General features: G+C 59.3%; 14 protein-coding genes and 1 pseudogene. 8 read left to right on the top strand and 7 right to left on the bottom strand.

Translation table 11 applies throughout. From position 1 onward, the window contains the following. Positions 1–11 precede the first annotated feature (11 nt). The 3 genes from ATC00_RS21880 to ATC00_RS21870 are packed head-to-tail and all read left to right on the top strand — an operon-like array spanning position 12 to position 2,596. Positions 12–890, top strand: a complete 879-nt coding sequence (locus ATC00_RS21880; protein ID WP_064254418.1) for an ABC transporter permease — start codon at positions 12–14, stop codon at positions 888–890. Between the two features lie 11 nt (positions 891–901). Next, entirely contained in the window at positions 902–1,645 is a 744-nt protein-coding gene (locus ATC00_RS21875) for a glycerophosphodiester phosphodiesterase family protein (protein WP_064254417.1), read from the top strand. A 36-nt stretch (positions 1,646–1,681) separates the two neighbouring features. Continuing rightward, entirely contained in the window at positions 1,682–2,596 is a 915-nt protein-coding gene (locus ATC00_RS21870) for a TIM barrel protein (protein WP_064254416.1), read from the top strand. Positions 2,597–3,140: 544 nt separating this feature from the next. Here the strand turns inward: ATC00_RS21870 and ATC00_RS21865 are convergent. Together ATC00_RS21865 and ATC00_RS21860 are read right to left on the bottom strand one after the other, a co-directional pair. Further along, the gene (locus ATC00_RS21865; RefSeq protein WP_064254415.1) at positions 3,141–3,581 is read right to left on the bottom strand and encodes a YybH family protein; all 441 of its coding nucleotides are present in this window, start codon (positions 3,579–3,581) and stop codon (positions 3,141–3,143) included. A gap of 28 nt (positions 3,582–3,609) precedes the next feature. Beyond that, the gene (locus ATC00_RS21860) at positions 3,610–4,881 is read right to left on the bottom strand and encodes a hypothetical protein (protein ID WP_234782395.1); all 1,272 of its coding nucleotides are present in this window, start codon (positions 4,879–4,881) and stop codon (positions 3,610–3,612) included. A gap of 821 nt (positions 4,882–5,702) precedes the next feature. Here ATC00_RS21860 and ATC00_RS21855 point away from each other — a divergent pair. After that, positions 5,703–6,071, top strand: coding sequence for a PRC-barrel domain-containing protein (locus ATC00_RS21855; protein ID WP_064254413.1), 369 nt, complete (start codon positions 5,703–5,705; stop codon positions 6,069–6,071). 44 nt (positions 6,072–6,115) lie between these two features. Here the strand turns inward: ATC00_RS21855 and ATC00_RS31430 are convergent, their stop codons facing one another. Further along, positions 6,116–6,322: a hypothetical protein gene (locus ATC00_RS31430; protein ID WP_072642942.1), complete on the bottom strand. Its 207-nt coding sequence runs from the start codon at positions 6,320–6,322 to the stop codon at positions 6,116–6,118. Positions 6,323–6,709: 387 nt separating this feature from the next. Here ATC00_RS31430 and ATC00_RS21850 point away from each other — a divergent pair, with 387 nt between their 5' ends. Both ATC00_RS21850 and ATC00_RS21845 read left to right on the top strand, forming a co-directional pair. Further along, on the top strand, positions 6,710–7,702 hold the full coding sequence (locus ATC00_RS21850) for an HWE histidine kinase domain-containing protein (RefSeq protein WP_064254429.1): 993 nt from the start codon (positions 6,710–6,712) through the stop codon (positions 7,700–7,702). 16 nt (positions 7,703–7,718) lie between these two features. Further along, complete coding sequence (locus ATC00_RS21845; RefSeq protein WP_064254412.1) at positions 7,719–8,075, top strand: response regulator; 357 nt, start codon at positions 7,719–7,721, stop codon at positions 8,073–8,075. Between the two features lie 271 nt (positions 8,076–8,346). Here the strand turns inward: ATC00_RS21845 and ATC00_RS21840 are convergent, their stop codons facing one another. After that, positions 8,347–9,135, bottom strand: a complete 789-nt coding sequence (locus ATC00_RS21840) for a glutaredoxin family protein (RefSeq protein WP_064254411.1) — start codon at positions 9,133–9,135, stop codon at positions 8,347–8,349. 55 nt (positions 9,136–9,190) lie between these two features. On the opposite strand from ATC00_RS21840, the pseudogene ATC00_RS21835 reads away from it, so the two are divergent. Next, a pseudogene (locus ATC00_RS21835) lies at positions 9,191–9,591 on the top strand (MerR family transcriptional regulator). A gap of 781 nt (positions 9,592–10,372) precedes the next feature. Here the strand turns inward: ATC00_RS21835 and ATC00_RS21830 are convergent. Then, positions 10,373–10,594, bottom strand: a complete 222-nt coding sequence (locus ATC00_RS21830; protein ID WP_064254410.1) for a hypothetical protein — start codon at positions 10,592–10,594, stop codon at positions 10,373–10,375. Positions 10,595–11,206: 612 nt separating this feature from the next. Between ATC00_RS21830 and ATC00_RS21820 the strand changes: the two genes are divergently transcribed. Beyond that, positions 11,207–11,419, top strand: a complete 213-nt coding sequence (locus ATC00_RS21820) for a hypothetical protein (RefSeq protein WP_234782397.1) — start codon at positions 11,207–11,209, stop codon at positions 11,417–11,419. A gap of 405 nt (positions 11,420–11,824) precedes the next feature. Here ATC00_RS21820 and ATC00_RS21815 read toward each other — a convergent pair whose 3' ends face one another. After that, positions 11,825–12,232 (bottom strand): cupin domain-containing protein, encoded by a 408-nt coding sequence (locus ATC00_RS21815; protein ID WP_064254407.1) that lies wholly within the window; start codon positions 12,230–12,232, stop codon positions 11,825–11,827. 74 nt (positions 12,233–12,306) lie between these two features. Beyond that, positions 12,307–13,071, bottom strand: coding sequence for an SDR family oxidoreductase (locus tag ATC00_RS21810; RefSeq protein ID WP_064254406.1), 765 nt, complete (start codon positions 13,069–13,071; stop codon positions 12,307–12,309). Positions 13,072–13,613: the final 542 nt, after the last annotated feature.

The following is a 13,613-nucleotide window of genomic DNA, read 5'->3' as shown; positions in this document are numbered from 1 at the left end:
GGAGAAGCGAAATGGCGCCCGTTGGTCGGATCGAGACAGCGTCGCCCGGGCGGCTTCGAGGCTCCGTCGCACTGCTTCGCCGAAAGGTGCCGGTCTCGGTGGCATTCGGTGTCTTCTGGCTGGCGGCCATGGTCGTGATCGCCCTTTTCGCTGACTACCTGCGGCCTTACGACATCACCGCCATGGATCTCACCAGCCGGCTTTCTTCGCCGGGCGCGTTCAAGCACTGGCTCGGCACTGACGAACTTGGCCGGGACGTTCTGTCGCGGCTGGTCCAATCGATCCGCGTGTCGCTGATCATCGCCTTCGGCGCGACCATTTTGTCTGCCGTCTTCGGCACGACGCTCGGCTTTGCGGCGGCACGCTTTCGCGGCGTTGTCGAGCATCTCGTGCTCGTGCTTGCGGACTTCCAGGCGGCTTTGCCGTTTCTCATCATGTCTCTCGCGGTACTGGCTTTCTTCGGCTCCTCGATGGTGCTGCTCGTCTGCCTGATGGGTTTCTACGGATGGGAGCGCTATGCGCGCATCGCCCGCGGACTGGCGATCTCTGCCGGCGGGCAGGGCTATGCGGCCGCGGTGGTGCAACTCGGTGCAACGCCGGCCCGGGTCTATCTCCGTCACATTCTCCCTAATGTCGCATCGACGCTGATCGTATCGATGACGCTGACTTTCCCGGAAATCATCCTGATGGAAAGCGGGCTTTCCTTCCTCGGTCTCGGCGTGCAGCCGCCCGAGACGAGCCTCGGCAACATGGTCGGCTTCGGACGGGAATATCTTACCCGCGCACCCTGGATCATGCTCGCTCCGGCTGCCGTCATCATGCTCACGACGCTTTCCATCTCGCTTGTCGGAGACTGGCTCCGCGATAAGCTCGATCCAACCTTGCGATGAGGGCTATTCGCATGACAAAGATCATCGGCCATCGCGGCGCCCGCAATCTTTGGCCTGAAAACTCGCTGACGGGCTTTCGCCATGCAATGCGGCTTGGCGTCGATGCGATCGAGTTCGACGTGCATTTGACGGACTCGGGTGAATTGCTCGTCATCCACGACGCCACGCTGGACAGGACCGTGCGCGCCACCGGTCCGTTGCGTCGGCTGACGCCCGAGGCGCGGGCGACCACGAGATTGCGAGACACCGACGAGAGCGTGCCGACACTGGCCGATGTGCTGGCCGTCCTTGCATCGACCGACGGGCCTCGCTTGCATGTCGAAATAAAGCTTGACGAAGCGGGTTCGCCTTACCCGAACATCGCCCGGCGCATCGCGGAGGAGCTTCAGCGCTTCGGCGTCGACAATCGCGCCCATCTCACGTCTTTCGATACATCCGTGCTGACAGATTGCCGCCGCCATGTGCCGCATGTCGCGCGCCTCGTTTCCGTGAACGCAGACTGGGCGGCGCGGCATGGCGGCCTCGCCGCTTTTCTTGCTGCCGTCGATAGCCTCGCCGAGATCGTCGCCATCCATCACGAGCTGATGGCGGCCGAGTGGGAGCTGATCCGAACGACAGTTCCCCCGGAGCGCCTGTGCGTCTGGACCCTCAACGAAGAAGCGCAAATCCGTTACTGGCTCGACCGAGGCATCGGCCACCTGACGTCCGACCGGCCCGATCTGGCCCTGCGGCTACGCGACACCGTCACCACCTAATGCCGGCTTACGCCGGTCACTCCAATGGAGAAATCAATGAGCAATATCGTTTCGACTGGTTTCAACTCGGAATCTGCCGACGGTGAACTGGAGAGCCTCGAACTCGATCTTCGTCGCCTGAGCGAGCTCGGCGTCGAAACCATCGAACTCGGGCTAACTAGCGTGGACATCATTGCCGGCGGACGTGTGATCAAGGAGAGGGCAGAACGGCTCCTGAGGCTCACGGGCCAGTTTCCGTTCCGTTACACGGTGCATGGCCTCGTTTCCTCGAACTTCATGGATCCGGCGACTGCGGACTACCAGCTTCAGGCCGCCAAGGCGCTAGTCGAGGTGTGTGATCGGATCGGCGCCCGCACCGTTGTCCAGCACGGCGGGCACCTGCGTGCCGATCAGGTGTTCGAGCGGGCCGAGGCGGATCGGCGCGAGCGCGAGGCTCTGCTCGAGCTCGCCGAATTCGCGAGGCCCTATGGAGTTCGCATTGCATTGGAAAATATCTTCACGACGGAGCCGGGCCAGTACAGGCAGAGCCCGGCGGAAATCGCCGAAACTGTAAGGGCGGTCAGCCATCCCAATCTTGTCGCCCTCATTGACTTCAGCCATGCCTATATCGAATGCACCTATCGCGGTCTGAACTTTCGTGAGCAGATCCGTGCCATGGCGCCGATAACCGGGCACCTCCACGTCCACGACTCATTTGGCCGGCCACAGGGTTTTTACAAGGGCTTCTATCCGCAGGAGGCGACGGCGCTCGGCCTTGGCGATCTGCACATGCCGCTCGGCTGGGGAGATATCGACTGGGATGACATCTTCAGCGAGCTTGATTTCCTGCCTGACACGGTGCTCATGATGGAGATTGGCGCGCGCTACCGCAGCGAGCAAGCCGGCTGTCTGAAAAGAGCAAAGCAGCTTATGCTGCTCAACCAAGGACGTGGCTCATTAGCGGCAGAATGATCCGCACGGCGCCCGATCTCCCGCCGGACATGTAAATGTGAGGCACTGGTTGATGGAAACCGCGAGCCGTGAGCCAAGCGAACCGGCGCCTTTGATCTTTGTCATAACGCAACGGTTCTCGCCGTGGACGTCCTTTGGATGAACGAAAGTGCGCCGGGCACCCGCCTGAACCGACCAAACCTCAAGGGAGGGATTTTAGCGGCAATTCCAGGGAGCAGGGGTCGGGTTCGGGAAGCTCAGGGAAGTTTCCGAGTTGTAACGGCCGGTTCCGTTTTTGCACTTCCGTTGATGAATGGCCGCTTTGAGGGCCAGTACCGGGAGATTGCGGCGCTAGGGTGAATGCCTGCTCAGGGTCGATATTTCCGGTTCGGATCTGTCGCAGTTGAGTGGTTGGACTAAGCCGCTCGCGCGGCTCAAAGAAAATGAAAGGTCATCGCCTGTGGCGGAGTTGCGCGGCAGTCTGCGGGACACCTGCTTTTGGCCGCAACTTCGCGTGTTGCTTTTTGTAAAGGAAGGCAAAGCGGCGCCGATAACTCAGCGGCGTCTAGGGCAGCTCCGCTCCGACAATGGAGGTCGCAGGCCGGGCTGAGGTTATTGGATCGGCATGACGAAGGACGATCTTCCAAGCGCCTTTCTCCCGCCGGAATATGGTGGTGACTCGAAGTGCAATCGGCACCAGCTTGTCGCCGCCACCGATCTTGGCTCGGAACCGCTCGACCTCGATGATGTACCCCAAGTCCGAGGTCGCGTACTCGGAGATGCGCTCAATGCCGGTGACCTCGCCGTCCCGGTAGTTGGTGGAAGCCCGTTCCATGGCCGCGGCGGCCAGTTCCCACCCCTTGGCCGGCGGCCCGAACGGATTGGCTATTATGACATCATCCCGTCGCGAGTAGAGCTCTTTCAAAGGTTCAGGGTCGCCCTTCACAAAGGCATCCAAGGCCCGATGATCCTGCTCGATAATTTTCTCTAGCTCAGGTTCTAACATCTGAGTGTCCTCGGATGGCTTAACCGCGTCAGATCGACTTGAGAAATTCGATCAGCTCACCCTTTTCCCGATCGGTGAGCTTAAGGTCGAGGTGGCGGTCGTAATGGTCCACGATGTCTCGGAGAGTGGCGAACCGGCCGTCGTGATAAAACCCGCCCTTGTGGATCTTCTCCAAGTCCCACAGGGCACGCAGAGGCGCGGTCCGGTATCGTTCGTCCGGCGAGCGCATCGCCTGGAAATCATCGATGCCGATCTCGTCTGCCTCATGCAAGTTCCATCCCGGCTCGGTGAAAATTGGCGGAACGTGACAAGTGGCGCATTTTGCCTTGTCGTTGAAGAGGGCCTTTCCTTTCTCCGCAGCGGCAGTGTCGAAGGTGCCTTCCGGTGGCTTCGGCGTCGGCAGCGCAAGCTGGTAGAAGTGGAGGGCGGGCAGCTTGGCAGTGATCCGGTCTTCCTTGTCCTGCTTGTGGCCCTGTTTCGTCCTGGCGGCGACCGGATACTTTTTGGCGTCGTCCAGCCGCGGGTCGAAGAAGACGCCCTTTCCATGCATTTCTAAATTGCCGACATAAGCATTCCAGTAACTTACCGTGCCCCAAGCCCCGGTCCATGTGTGGTTGTTCACGCCAGCCAGGCCGAAAGCCGGAGGATTGAGCGTGGCGGCGGTTTTGCCGTCCGGCCGGAATGCCTTGCCATCGAGATTGAGCTCGGCATCGAATTTGCCGGGACCCCAGGCGCTTAGCGCCTTTTTCACCTCTTCTTCGCTGATCTGTAGCATGTCGGTGAAGGCGGTCAGATCGGGCGCCAGGGCGACGATCGCGCCAATGTTGAGGTCCCGGTTGGGCCACCCGTCGAGCCGATGCCCAATGCCGGGCGCATAGGCATCGTCCACTGTCGAATGGCAGAGTGAGCACTGGATGCCCACAGACCTTAAGGTCTTGCCATCCTCGCTAAAGAAGCCGGTCACGCCGACCACGGCGTTGGACTTCAGCAGCACAACCGTGCTGGCCGGATCCTTAAGGTCAACCTCGCCCTTGTTGAGCGCCTCGGCCACCTCCTTGGGGAGCGCATTCACATCGACTTTCAAGCCAAGCTCGAGAGCCTTTTCGGGGCTGAGGCCCGGCCCGACGCCGCCGGCCTTTTCGCCCGATATCGCCTCGTGAAGCTTGAGCTTGCCGCCCCAGAAGTCCTCGCTGCCGAACGTGTCGAAGCGGAACGTCTCGCGACCCTCTTCCAAATACCGCTTGGCCTGCTCGGCGACCGTGGCGTCAAACTCCTTGCCACTCGTTGCCTCCTTGCTCATTTGAGCAGCGGCCGGAATGAGAGCTGTCGATAGCAGAAGTGAAAGCATTAAAGCAGAAACCCGCCCACGCGGTTGCATGACACGTTCCTCCTCAATCACGGCTATGTGGAGCTTCGCGGCGAGCCGTGCGCAAGGGTGCTGAAAGTTGGCCTATCACAAAACTCCGCTGCACGTTTGACACGCCTGCCGCAGCGTATATTCCGCCCTTCGTCATTACGACGGTGAGCCTCGTCAAAAATGCTTCCTCACGATCGGCTCGCTCGTCGAGCATCGATACGTTGGGTCGGGGGGAGGGATCGGCGCGAGTCCGAAGGCACTCTTCACACGCGGAACCTGGCATGTTTTGCGATCACACGGAGGCGTGTATTTTCAATCTCGGGAAGTTGAACGCGCGGACTTGCTTATGAATTTGGAAGACTTCTACCGCTTCTTGCGAAATGGCCACGTCGAGCACAAGGCATCGTCGATACCGTTCCCGATCCGATGCTGGCCCTGGACCAAAACCTGCACATTGAGAGCGCCAGCAGGGCCTTCTTTGCACCTCGGCCCTGACAAGACGATCGGGCAGCACCTCTAACGAACTCGGCAATCGCCAATCGGACATCCCTGAGTAGGGCCGCCTGTTTGAAGAAGTGATTCCGAAGCGGTAAGCGGCTCTCGATTAAGGAGAATTTGGTCCATGCGAACGAATAACACGAATCTGCTGCTTTGGGGCTCGGAACCACTGCAGACCTGGTTGTTGAAGCGTTCAACACTGCCGAAGCGATCCCAAGGAACAACTGGCATCCACGAGCGTTGGGCCACTACAAGGAGGAACGACGATGGCCAACGCAGATCTTCATCAATCGCATGATCTCATCGCGAGCGACATGGTGGTCGGCACTAGTGTCTACGACATGAACGGCAATAACATAGGATCAATCGAGAGAATCATTCTCGAAAAACGCGGCGGCCGCGTCGCCTATGCGGTGTTGAGCTTCGGCGGCTTTCTCGGAATTGGCCACGACCATTATCCGCTTCCTTGGGAGATGCTCAACTACAATACCGATCTTGGCGGCTTCCAGGTGAACATCACCAAAGAACAGGTTGAAGGAGCTCCGCGATATCCCGCAGACCGGGAGTTTGCCTGGGGCCCTGAGAGCGGCCGTCGAGTTTACGACTACTATGGAATCGCACCTTACTGGGTGTGATTACGCGAAGAACCCCGCATGAGACGCGCGATTGGTCCGGGCTGCTAAGGCCGTCTTCCTTCAGGATTGGTGAGCTTTTTTAGAAGTTTTGTCTCACGCACACCCGACAGATATACGGTGATCAATCGATCGGCAAACCTGTCTGCTTCATCGCTGTCGCGGGTAATTCGGTATTCATCCAATAGCTGCTCAAAGATCCTCCCGAGCTTTCTTGCATCTTTCTCGTGAATATATTCGGGAGGTGACAGCATTATGCCATGCCTCCGTCAAGGAGTCGGAGCATTTCTGAGCCGTGGCGCTCTTACTATACGCTTGTTTCACGGTCCACACGGGCGATGTTCGTGGGGAATGGTAATCATCATTTAGGGGTAGACCCGGCATGAAAAGTTTGATCGACGATTGGAATCGCTGATCTAGCCGGTTTAGATCCCAGTGGGTGGAAGCGGTCCCTCTAAGAGGGCTGCCTTACACGCCCTGAACGGCAGGATGTATGGTCATTTGGCAAGTCTTCATAGCCAGACAACCAACCTTGCCGGTCAGGTGACGTCACCTTGTCGTTTGCATCAGCAACACGGTCCTTTGCATGTCCATTACGGCATGTAGTAATATCCTGAGAAGCTTGAACGTCGGGAATGGTAATGAATCTGGAAGATCTCTACCGCCTGTTGCGGAACGGTCATGTCGAAGCGCAAGGCATAGTCGACACAGTCCCCGATCCCTTGCTTGTGCTTGACCAGAACTTGTACGTCCGGACCGCCAGCCGGGCCTTCTTTACGACCTTCAAAGTCACCCGCGACGAGACAATCGGGCAGCACCTTTACGAGCTCGGCAATCAGCAATGGGACATTCCTGAACTGCGCCGCCTGCTCGAAGAGGTGATTCCGAAGAGCACGGCGGTGGTGGACTATGAGGTAGAGCACGACTTTCCGAGCATCGGTCGGAGGACGATGCTCGTCAGTGCGCACCGGCTGTTCCATCCCGACAACATCAGCCGCTCCTTGCTGCTCTCAATTGTGGACGCCACGGAGAGACGCCAGCATGAAGCCGAAAAGGATGTGCTCCTAGGCGAACTCCGGCATCGAATGAAGAACCTGCTCGGCTTGGTCCAGGCAATCGCGCGCCAGACCACGGCCGCGGGTCATTCTGGCGAGGAATACCGCGACGCTTTCCTCGGCCGATTCAATGCGCTCGTGCAGGCCCACGATGCGGCTTACTCGCAAGTGGGCGAGGCTGACCTACAGGAGGTGCTTCAGCGAACGCTTGAGCCCTATTCGCCGACCGGGGTTCTCGTCGAATCGGGGCCGACCGTGTCTCTCACGTCGGGGCAAATCATGTCGCTGAGCCTGATCCTGCACGAACTGGCGACCAATGGGATTAAATATGGCGCGCTTTCGACACCCACCGGACAAATTCGCGTCCACTGGGAGGTGGAGGAGGCGAGCGCTCCAAGTCTGCGACTTGTTTGGCAAGAGAGCGGCGGCCCCCCGGTCGCGCCCCCGGTCTCTTCCGGGTTCGGCACCCAGCTCATCGAGTTCGCTGTGAGCCGCGAGTTGGGCGGACGGGTGGAACTGAACTATGCACCAGCGGGTTTGGTGGTCGAGATCGTCGCCCCGCTAGGATCGGTCTCATGACATCGAGACTGGTCTCATACACAAGACCGTGCTTATCGTGGAGGACGAGTTCCTGATCGCGATCGATCTCAAGCTGCTGCTTCAACGGCGCGGCTGGAGCGTGCTCGGCCCCGCGACGACGGTTAAGGAAGCGCTCGCACTGTTGGACGACGAATTGCCTGCCGTCGCAATTCTTCACGTCACCCTCAAAGATGGCTCGGTGACCCTGGTGGCGGAGGCGCTGCGCGCGAGGCAGGTACCGTTTGTCGTGGCAAGCGCCTACAGCAGACCGGAACTTATCGGCGGCGACGTCCTGGCCGGAGCGCCCAGCGTCGGCAAGCCGACAGAGGAGCACCGCTTGCTCGCAGTCCTGGAGAACGCGGTCCGGTCCTGATTTAGATGCCCATTCGGCTGATCTTCTGCAACCACCGATCTCGCAAATATGATGGCGGCTGCTGCTCCCTATTGCGGGCCTATCCCGCGCGGCCGTCCGCTGCAGCAGAATTTGGCGTTTCGCACGAAACGGTGCACGTCTCAACAGCGACACGCGCGATTGGCCGCTTTCAGGGCAAATTCGATCGGACGGCTACGAAGCCTCGCCAATTCAATCTCCAGCGGCCTGCGTTTATTCGGACGGGCGCTGTTTTGGACCGTGTTCACTTCAGCTACATCGCGTGGGTCGCCGTGACGCCAATGCTTCCAGCGGCCATCCAGATTGCCATGGCGATCATCATCAGGTTCTCGGTCAGGGAGATGAAACCAAGGGGGACGTTGCTCGATCCGCCAACGCAGGCGCACTTTAACTCACGCTTGTCGACGTAGACCGCCTTGAAGACCGACACGGCCCCTACCGTACCGATGAACATCGCCACCGGAACCGACAACCATGTCAGAACGCCTGCCGCCATGAGAACGCCAGCCAATCCCTCCGCATAGGGATAGATGTAGCTGTATGGCACCCAGCGCCTTCCCAGGAGGTCATAGTTCAGAAACATCGTCGCAAAGCTCTCGACGTTCTGGAGTTTCATCATCGCCAGAACCACCATCGAAAAGGCGATGAACCATTCGGCTGCGCGCAGGGTGAATGGAGTTCCGAAGACGGCATGGCTCGCCGCCATCGCCGTGAGCGCGGTCAGCGTGAACAGCACGATGACCGGACGGTAGCTCGTTGCTTTGGGATCGGCGACGGGCTTTCCGAGAAAACGGCGCAGATCGTCGTAGCCGCCGACCCGTTTGCCGTGGATGAAGACCTGGGGCGTCGTCGGCACGCCGTGCTGCGCCTTGAAGGCGTCCGTTTCCTCGCGGGTCGTCAGGTGATGATCATCCACCTCGTAGCCCGATCGCTGCAGCAGGTCCTTCGACTTCAACCCGTAGGGGCATGTGTGGCCTGGCATAACCATCCGGTACAGGACGGCCTTCTTGCCGGGATTCTGCGGATTTATCCTGTCCAACATCTTTCACGTCTCCTCGTTCTTGTGAAATCGTCGGCAGGACTATGAGTTCCGTACCATGGTACGGAGTCAAGCCCCCCAGGAATTCACGATCGGGAAACTCGCCGCCGCCGGAGGCGTGGGCGTCGAGACCATCCGCTTCTACCAGCGCAGGGGTCTGCTCTCGACGCCGAAGCGGTCGGAAGGCGTGCGCCGCTATGGCCCGGATGACGTGCGCCGGCTGCGGTTCATCAAACAGGCACAGGCTGCCGGCTTTACGCTCGAGGAAATCGGGCAGCTTCTGGCGCTGGACGCCGGAGAGAACCGCTCGGCCGCGCGTGATCTGGCGAAGAAGAGGCTCGAGCAACTGGACGCGAGGATCGCAGAGCTTCATCGTGCTCGCGAGGCTCTTCGAAGGTATCCGAATGCGCAGAGAGTAAGACGGGTCCTTGCCTAATTTTGTCGTCCTTCGGGGTGTGAAGTTCGGGAATAGGGCATTTGGTCGGGGCGGGGTGGCATGTTCACGCCACATCGCGGTAGACCTCGGCACTCCCGCGATCGTCTCCTGCGGTGCGACCATGACGATGCATCAGGGATAGCTGGCGGGTACTTGGTTGAAATCGCGTCGGCCGGCCTGTCGACCACGGCGTGTACAGTTTTGGCCGTCTGTAGGTCGGTTCAGGGCATGCTCCCCCTAGTGGCTTTGCTCGAGGAGTATCAGGCCAGGAAGATGCCGATCATGGTCGCCGCGAAAATAGCGATCGCCGCAGTAAGCGCAATTGAGAGGATGATACGTTGGTCGACACTCACTGCAGTTCCTCCATCGCTCACTCGAAAGAGAAACGCTTTACGAGCACGAATGTTCATAATAACAATCAACCTTTGGCTGAATTTGCGCTGGCGCTTACCCCTGCCGCCCGTCCTACTATCCACCGACTCCGGTCGTCCAACGTTGCGTTGCCGACATCTACAATGGGCCGACCTTTCACGTTCCACAGCCCCACTTGCTCAGAAATGTCGCACCTCAATTCCGAGTTATTGCACGGTGCTTTCCAGCTTTGTGCTTGAGCAAGAGCTGGACCGCGCAGGTTGCCTGTCTCGTTATAAATGTCCGCCGCCTTCGTCCTCCCCATCGAATGCGCGTCGTAGCGCTTCGATTTCGATGTGGCGATGAAACACAGCATCTGCGCATAGGAGCGGAGGCGTGTCGGGCGGTTTTTCAATGATGCGTGCTCAACACGCGAACGCCTCTTCGGGTAGGTTAAACCTCGTCGCTTTCCAGTAGCGCCTTCAGAAGCTGCCCTTTATCCGTGATATCAAATTCGCGGATCATGTAGAGAGCCCTCAACCCTTCCATCATCGCGGTGTGGCTCTTCGGGTCTATCTGGTGCACTTCGCACCAGTCGGAGACGACTTGCTCCACAAGCCCGGCCTCGCTCTCCTTCGTCGGCGAAATCTGAATCTTTCTTGTTGAGTGCGCCATCACGGCTCCTCCCAGCTGCGCGCAAACTTACATCAACCGTGGAAGCTAGCGCGTGCGAGACATGTTCTAGCGGTGGTTCGGGACCTCTGCGGTCTGCGGTGTGTAGACGACCATTTCAGTTTTACTCTCTGACCAACCCCCGCCGATCGCTAGGTAAGCGAGAATGGCGCCAACCGAGAGCAACAGTAAGCTGATCGGAAAAGTGGTTGAGGCTTTCTTTCCGGGCATATCTTGATGATGCAGGCGATACATTAAGCGCTCCCTTGTAGTCCAGGAGAACGAAAATGGCGTTCGTGGGTTCCCGCTCCCGCTCTCTACGGGACTTTAGTCCCCCCTCGGCATGGCCAAAGGTCCTACCTGCATTGCCGAGCGTTTCTCCCGCCGCATATTGGGTCATTGTGCCGTCCCTTCGCTACGCTCTGGCGCTTCGCCTCCGGGCATTCGCGCGAGGTTCACCATGAACACCGGAAAGGAGGAATTGGCCTGGAGAGCGTTGCCAGATGATTTCGACACTGCCGAGCCCTCCGGGCTTCACCCGAACGAAGGCCGGCTCAAGTTAATTCTGCAGGCGAAAACATGTCTCTAGTTCGAGTAGGCAGAGCCCGCTTGGCGATGGCTCTACCGCAATATCGAAAGCAACTGCTCTCCTTGAAGAGCCCGCAATTGGATGACCTCTTCGAAGCCTACGCCCTAGTCGCCGAGGCACTGGAGACCTTGAATATGCAGGTGCCGGAGCAGCCCGAGCGTTTGGCAGAATACCGCGACATTTGTGCAAGCATTCAAACTGAGGTGCTGAGTCTTCTGCGGGAATGCAACGGCGCCTAACGACTCGTGAGGATCTGTTCGCGGGCTGCTGTCAAGCCTTGGCTGTCGAAAGCTCCCATCGTTGCCGGACCAAGCGATCGCTCAGGTCATGTTTATCAAGGTTGGAAGACGACTCAAGTTGGAAGGCCGTCGCGTGCTCGCTGTGGGCCCCGAAAGGAAGTCTGCTCCGCGAGCCATCACCAGATGTTCCATATGTGATCGGTGGACGAACCGCTCAGGGTCGAGCCTGTGGAAACGCGTTGATATGATAGAGTGATTCCCGTTGAGCGGCGGTCGGGATGAAGCGTTTCATGACGGCGAGGATCGGCGGCAAGCGACACTGCTCCCCGACACGCTGGAATACTATGTCACGCAGGACAACCCGGTTCGCGTCATCGATGTCTTCATTGACATGAGTTCAAGACATCATTCTTCGAAATTGGTCAGATTGGTCTCGTTAGTGTCCACCACGAACACGGCCAGCAGACGCGCCGGCTCGTTGTTGCTGGCATTTGCGCTGACGCGATGAAAGTCGCCCGGAAATTCCGCGAAGCTTTCGCCGGCATGGTAGACCTTCGCCGGCCCGCTATTGACCTGGCTCCGGATCGCCCCTTCAAGAACGGTGGCATAGATGAATGCCGATTTGGGGTGGGTGTGCGCGGGCGAGGAACCGCCGGGTCCGTATTCGACGAGCACCGCCTTGATGCTCTTGCCCTCAACATTGGGTAGTTGCTGATCGTAAACGATGGTCAACTTCGCTCTGCCGTCCTCAGCCTGCGCACCGGTGGCAAGAATGACGGCGAGTGCTGCCGTCGAGAGGATGTGTCTCAACATGTCTGGTCTCCTGTCTGATCGGAATGGCCGGAGCGGGCTGCCGGGAAACTTCACAAAAGCCCGGCGTCCCTTGGCTAGGCAGTCAATTTTTGAGGCGGTTGCTGGCTCAGCCAGTTGTCGAAGCGGATTCGGCCAAGTCGGGCGCTGCTGCCGGGCACGAGCGACTGGTCTTTCAGCTCCACGCCGAAATAGGGGGCGTGCGGATCGGCAACGACCTGGCGCGGATCGTTTTTGGCCGCCAGCAAACGTGCCACGATTTCGTTGAGACGGATTTTCTCGGGGCCGCCAATCTCGATCGTGCGGTTCGCCGGGGCGGCGAGCGCGACTTCCGCCATGACGTCGGCGACGTCATCGGATGCGATCGGCTGCACATAGGCGGGCGACAGATGGACGGTCTGACCGATCGTTGCCGCCTGGGCGATGCCGTCCATGAACTCGAAGAACTGCGTCGAGTGTACGATTGTGTAGGGTATGCCGGAGCTCTTGATCAGCTCTTCCTGAGCCATTTTGGCGCGCATGTAGCCGCTGCCCTGCAGCCGCTCCATGCCGACAATCGAGAGCGCGACGTGATGCTCCACGCCGGCGGCAGCGCCCGCCCTCAGCAGATTGCGACCCGCCGTCCGGAAGAATTCCAAGACAGCCTTGTCCTCGAATGACGGCGAGTTTGCAAGGTCCAGCACCACGCGCGCTCCGGCAAGGGCTTCGGCAAGACCCGTGCCGGTGATCGTGTCGACGCCTGAATTCGGCGATGCCGCCAACACGTCGTGACCCTTCTTGCGCAAGCGCTCCACCGTTTTCGAGCCGATGAGACCGGTACCGCCAATGACTACGATTTTCATTCTTGATCTCCTCACGAATGTGCATTGCAAAGTGTTCGCCGATGGGCAAACCGCGCAGCGCGCAGCCTCGATGGGGAAGCTTTCGGCCGGCGGGGCGGGCGGCGCTAGCAACTGGGCAGGGAGAGGCCGATCCCCTGGGGCGACAGTCTGATGGTTCAGCATGTGTTCTCTCCGGGGCCAGTCGGCCTGACCGATGGCATGGAGGATGCAACGGACCATTCCGCCAAACTACTCTACGGACGTCGCCGTCTTACAATGCAGAGGTATTGGAGTAGCCCCCGTTTCGATCAGGAAGTCTCGATGAAAGGGAGGAACTCGCGCCATGCGGCATCGGAGGAATGCACCCTGAGGGAGATAGCTCACCGGGAGGAGGGGATTGCCGATCCATTGTCGAAGAAGAGCTGTTCCCTCCCGGTCCATTGTACCGAGCCCCTAAGCATATGTGGGCACCCAAGTGCCTATTGCCGCAATACTATAGCCTGACCCACTCAATACCTTCCGGTACTGCCGTCCCAAATGATTGCCCGCTACCTTCGTGCAAA

Origin of the sequence: Sinorhizobium americanum (assembly GCF_001651855.1) — a bacterium.
Taxonomy (GTDB): Bacteria; Pseudomonadota; Alphaproteobacteria; order Rhizobiales; family Rhizobiaceae; genus Sinorhizobium; species Sinorhizobium americanum.
The sequence above is the reverse complement of the archived record's forward strand: the minus strand, read 5'-3'. Positions and strand labels throughout refer to the sequence as shown.

Excerpts from the sequence above, each read along its gene's own strand:
- ATC00_RS21815 (WP_064254407.1), bottom strand. The coding sequence starts at position 12,232 with ATGTTGAGACACATCCTCTCGACGGCAGCACTCGCCGTCATTCTTGCC.
- ATC00_RS31430 (WP_072642942.1), bottom strand. The coding sequence starts at position 6,322 with ATGCTGTCACCTCCCGAATATATTCACGAGAAAGATGCAAGAAAGCTC.
- ATC00_RS21840 (WP_064254411.1), bottom strand. The coding sequence starts at position 9,135 with ATGTTGGACAGGATAAATCCGCAGAATCCCGGCAAGAAGGCCGTCCTG.
- ATC00_RS21880 (WP_064254418.1), top strand. The coding sequence starts at position 12 with ATGGCGCCCGTTGGTCGGATCGAGACAGCGTCGCCCGGGCGGCTTCGA.
- ATC00_RS21860 (WP_234782395.1), bottom strand. The coding sequence starts at position 4,881 with ATGAGCAAGGAGGCAACGAGTGGCAAGGAGTTTGACGCCACGGTCGCC.
- ATC00_RS21870 (WP_064254416.1), top strand. The coding sequence starts at position 1,682 with ATGAGCAATATCGTTTCGACTGGTTTCAACTCGGAATCTGCCGACGGT.
- ATC00_RS21855 (WP_064254413.1), top strand. The coding sequence starts at position 5,703 with ATGGCCAACGCAGATCTTCATCAATCGCATGATCTCATCGCGAGCGAC.
- ATC00_RS21850 (WP_064254429.1), top strand. The coding sequence starts at position 6,710 with ATGAATCTGGAAGATCTCTACCGCCTGTTGCGGAACGGTCATGTCGAA.
- ATC00_RS21875 (WP_064254417.1), top strand. The coding sequence starts at position 902 with ATGACAAAGATCATCGGCCATCGCGGCGCCCGCAATCTTTGGCCTGAA.
- ATC00_RS21830 (WP_064254410.1), bottom strand. The coding sequence starts at position 10,594 with ATGGCGCACTCAACAAGAAAGATTCAGATTTCGCCGACGAAGGAGAGC.
- ATC00_RS21865 (WP_064254415.1), bottom strand. The coding sequence starts at position 3,581 with ATGTTAGAACCTGAGCTAGAGAAAATTATCGAGCAGGATCATCGGGCC.
- ATC00_RS21810 (WP_064254406.1), bottom strand. The coding sequence starts at position 13,071 with ATGAAAATCGTAGTCATTGGCGGTACCGGTCTCATCGGCTCGAAAACG.
- ATC00_RS21820 (WP_234782397.1), top strand. The coding sequence starts at position 11,207 with ATGGCTCTACCGCAATATCGAAAGCAACTGCTCTCCTTGAAGAGCCCG.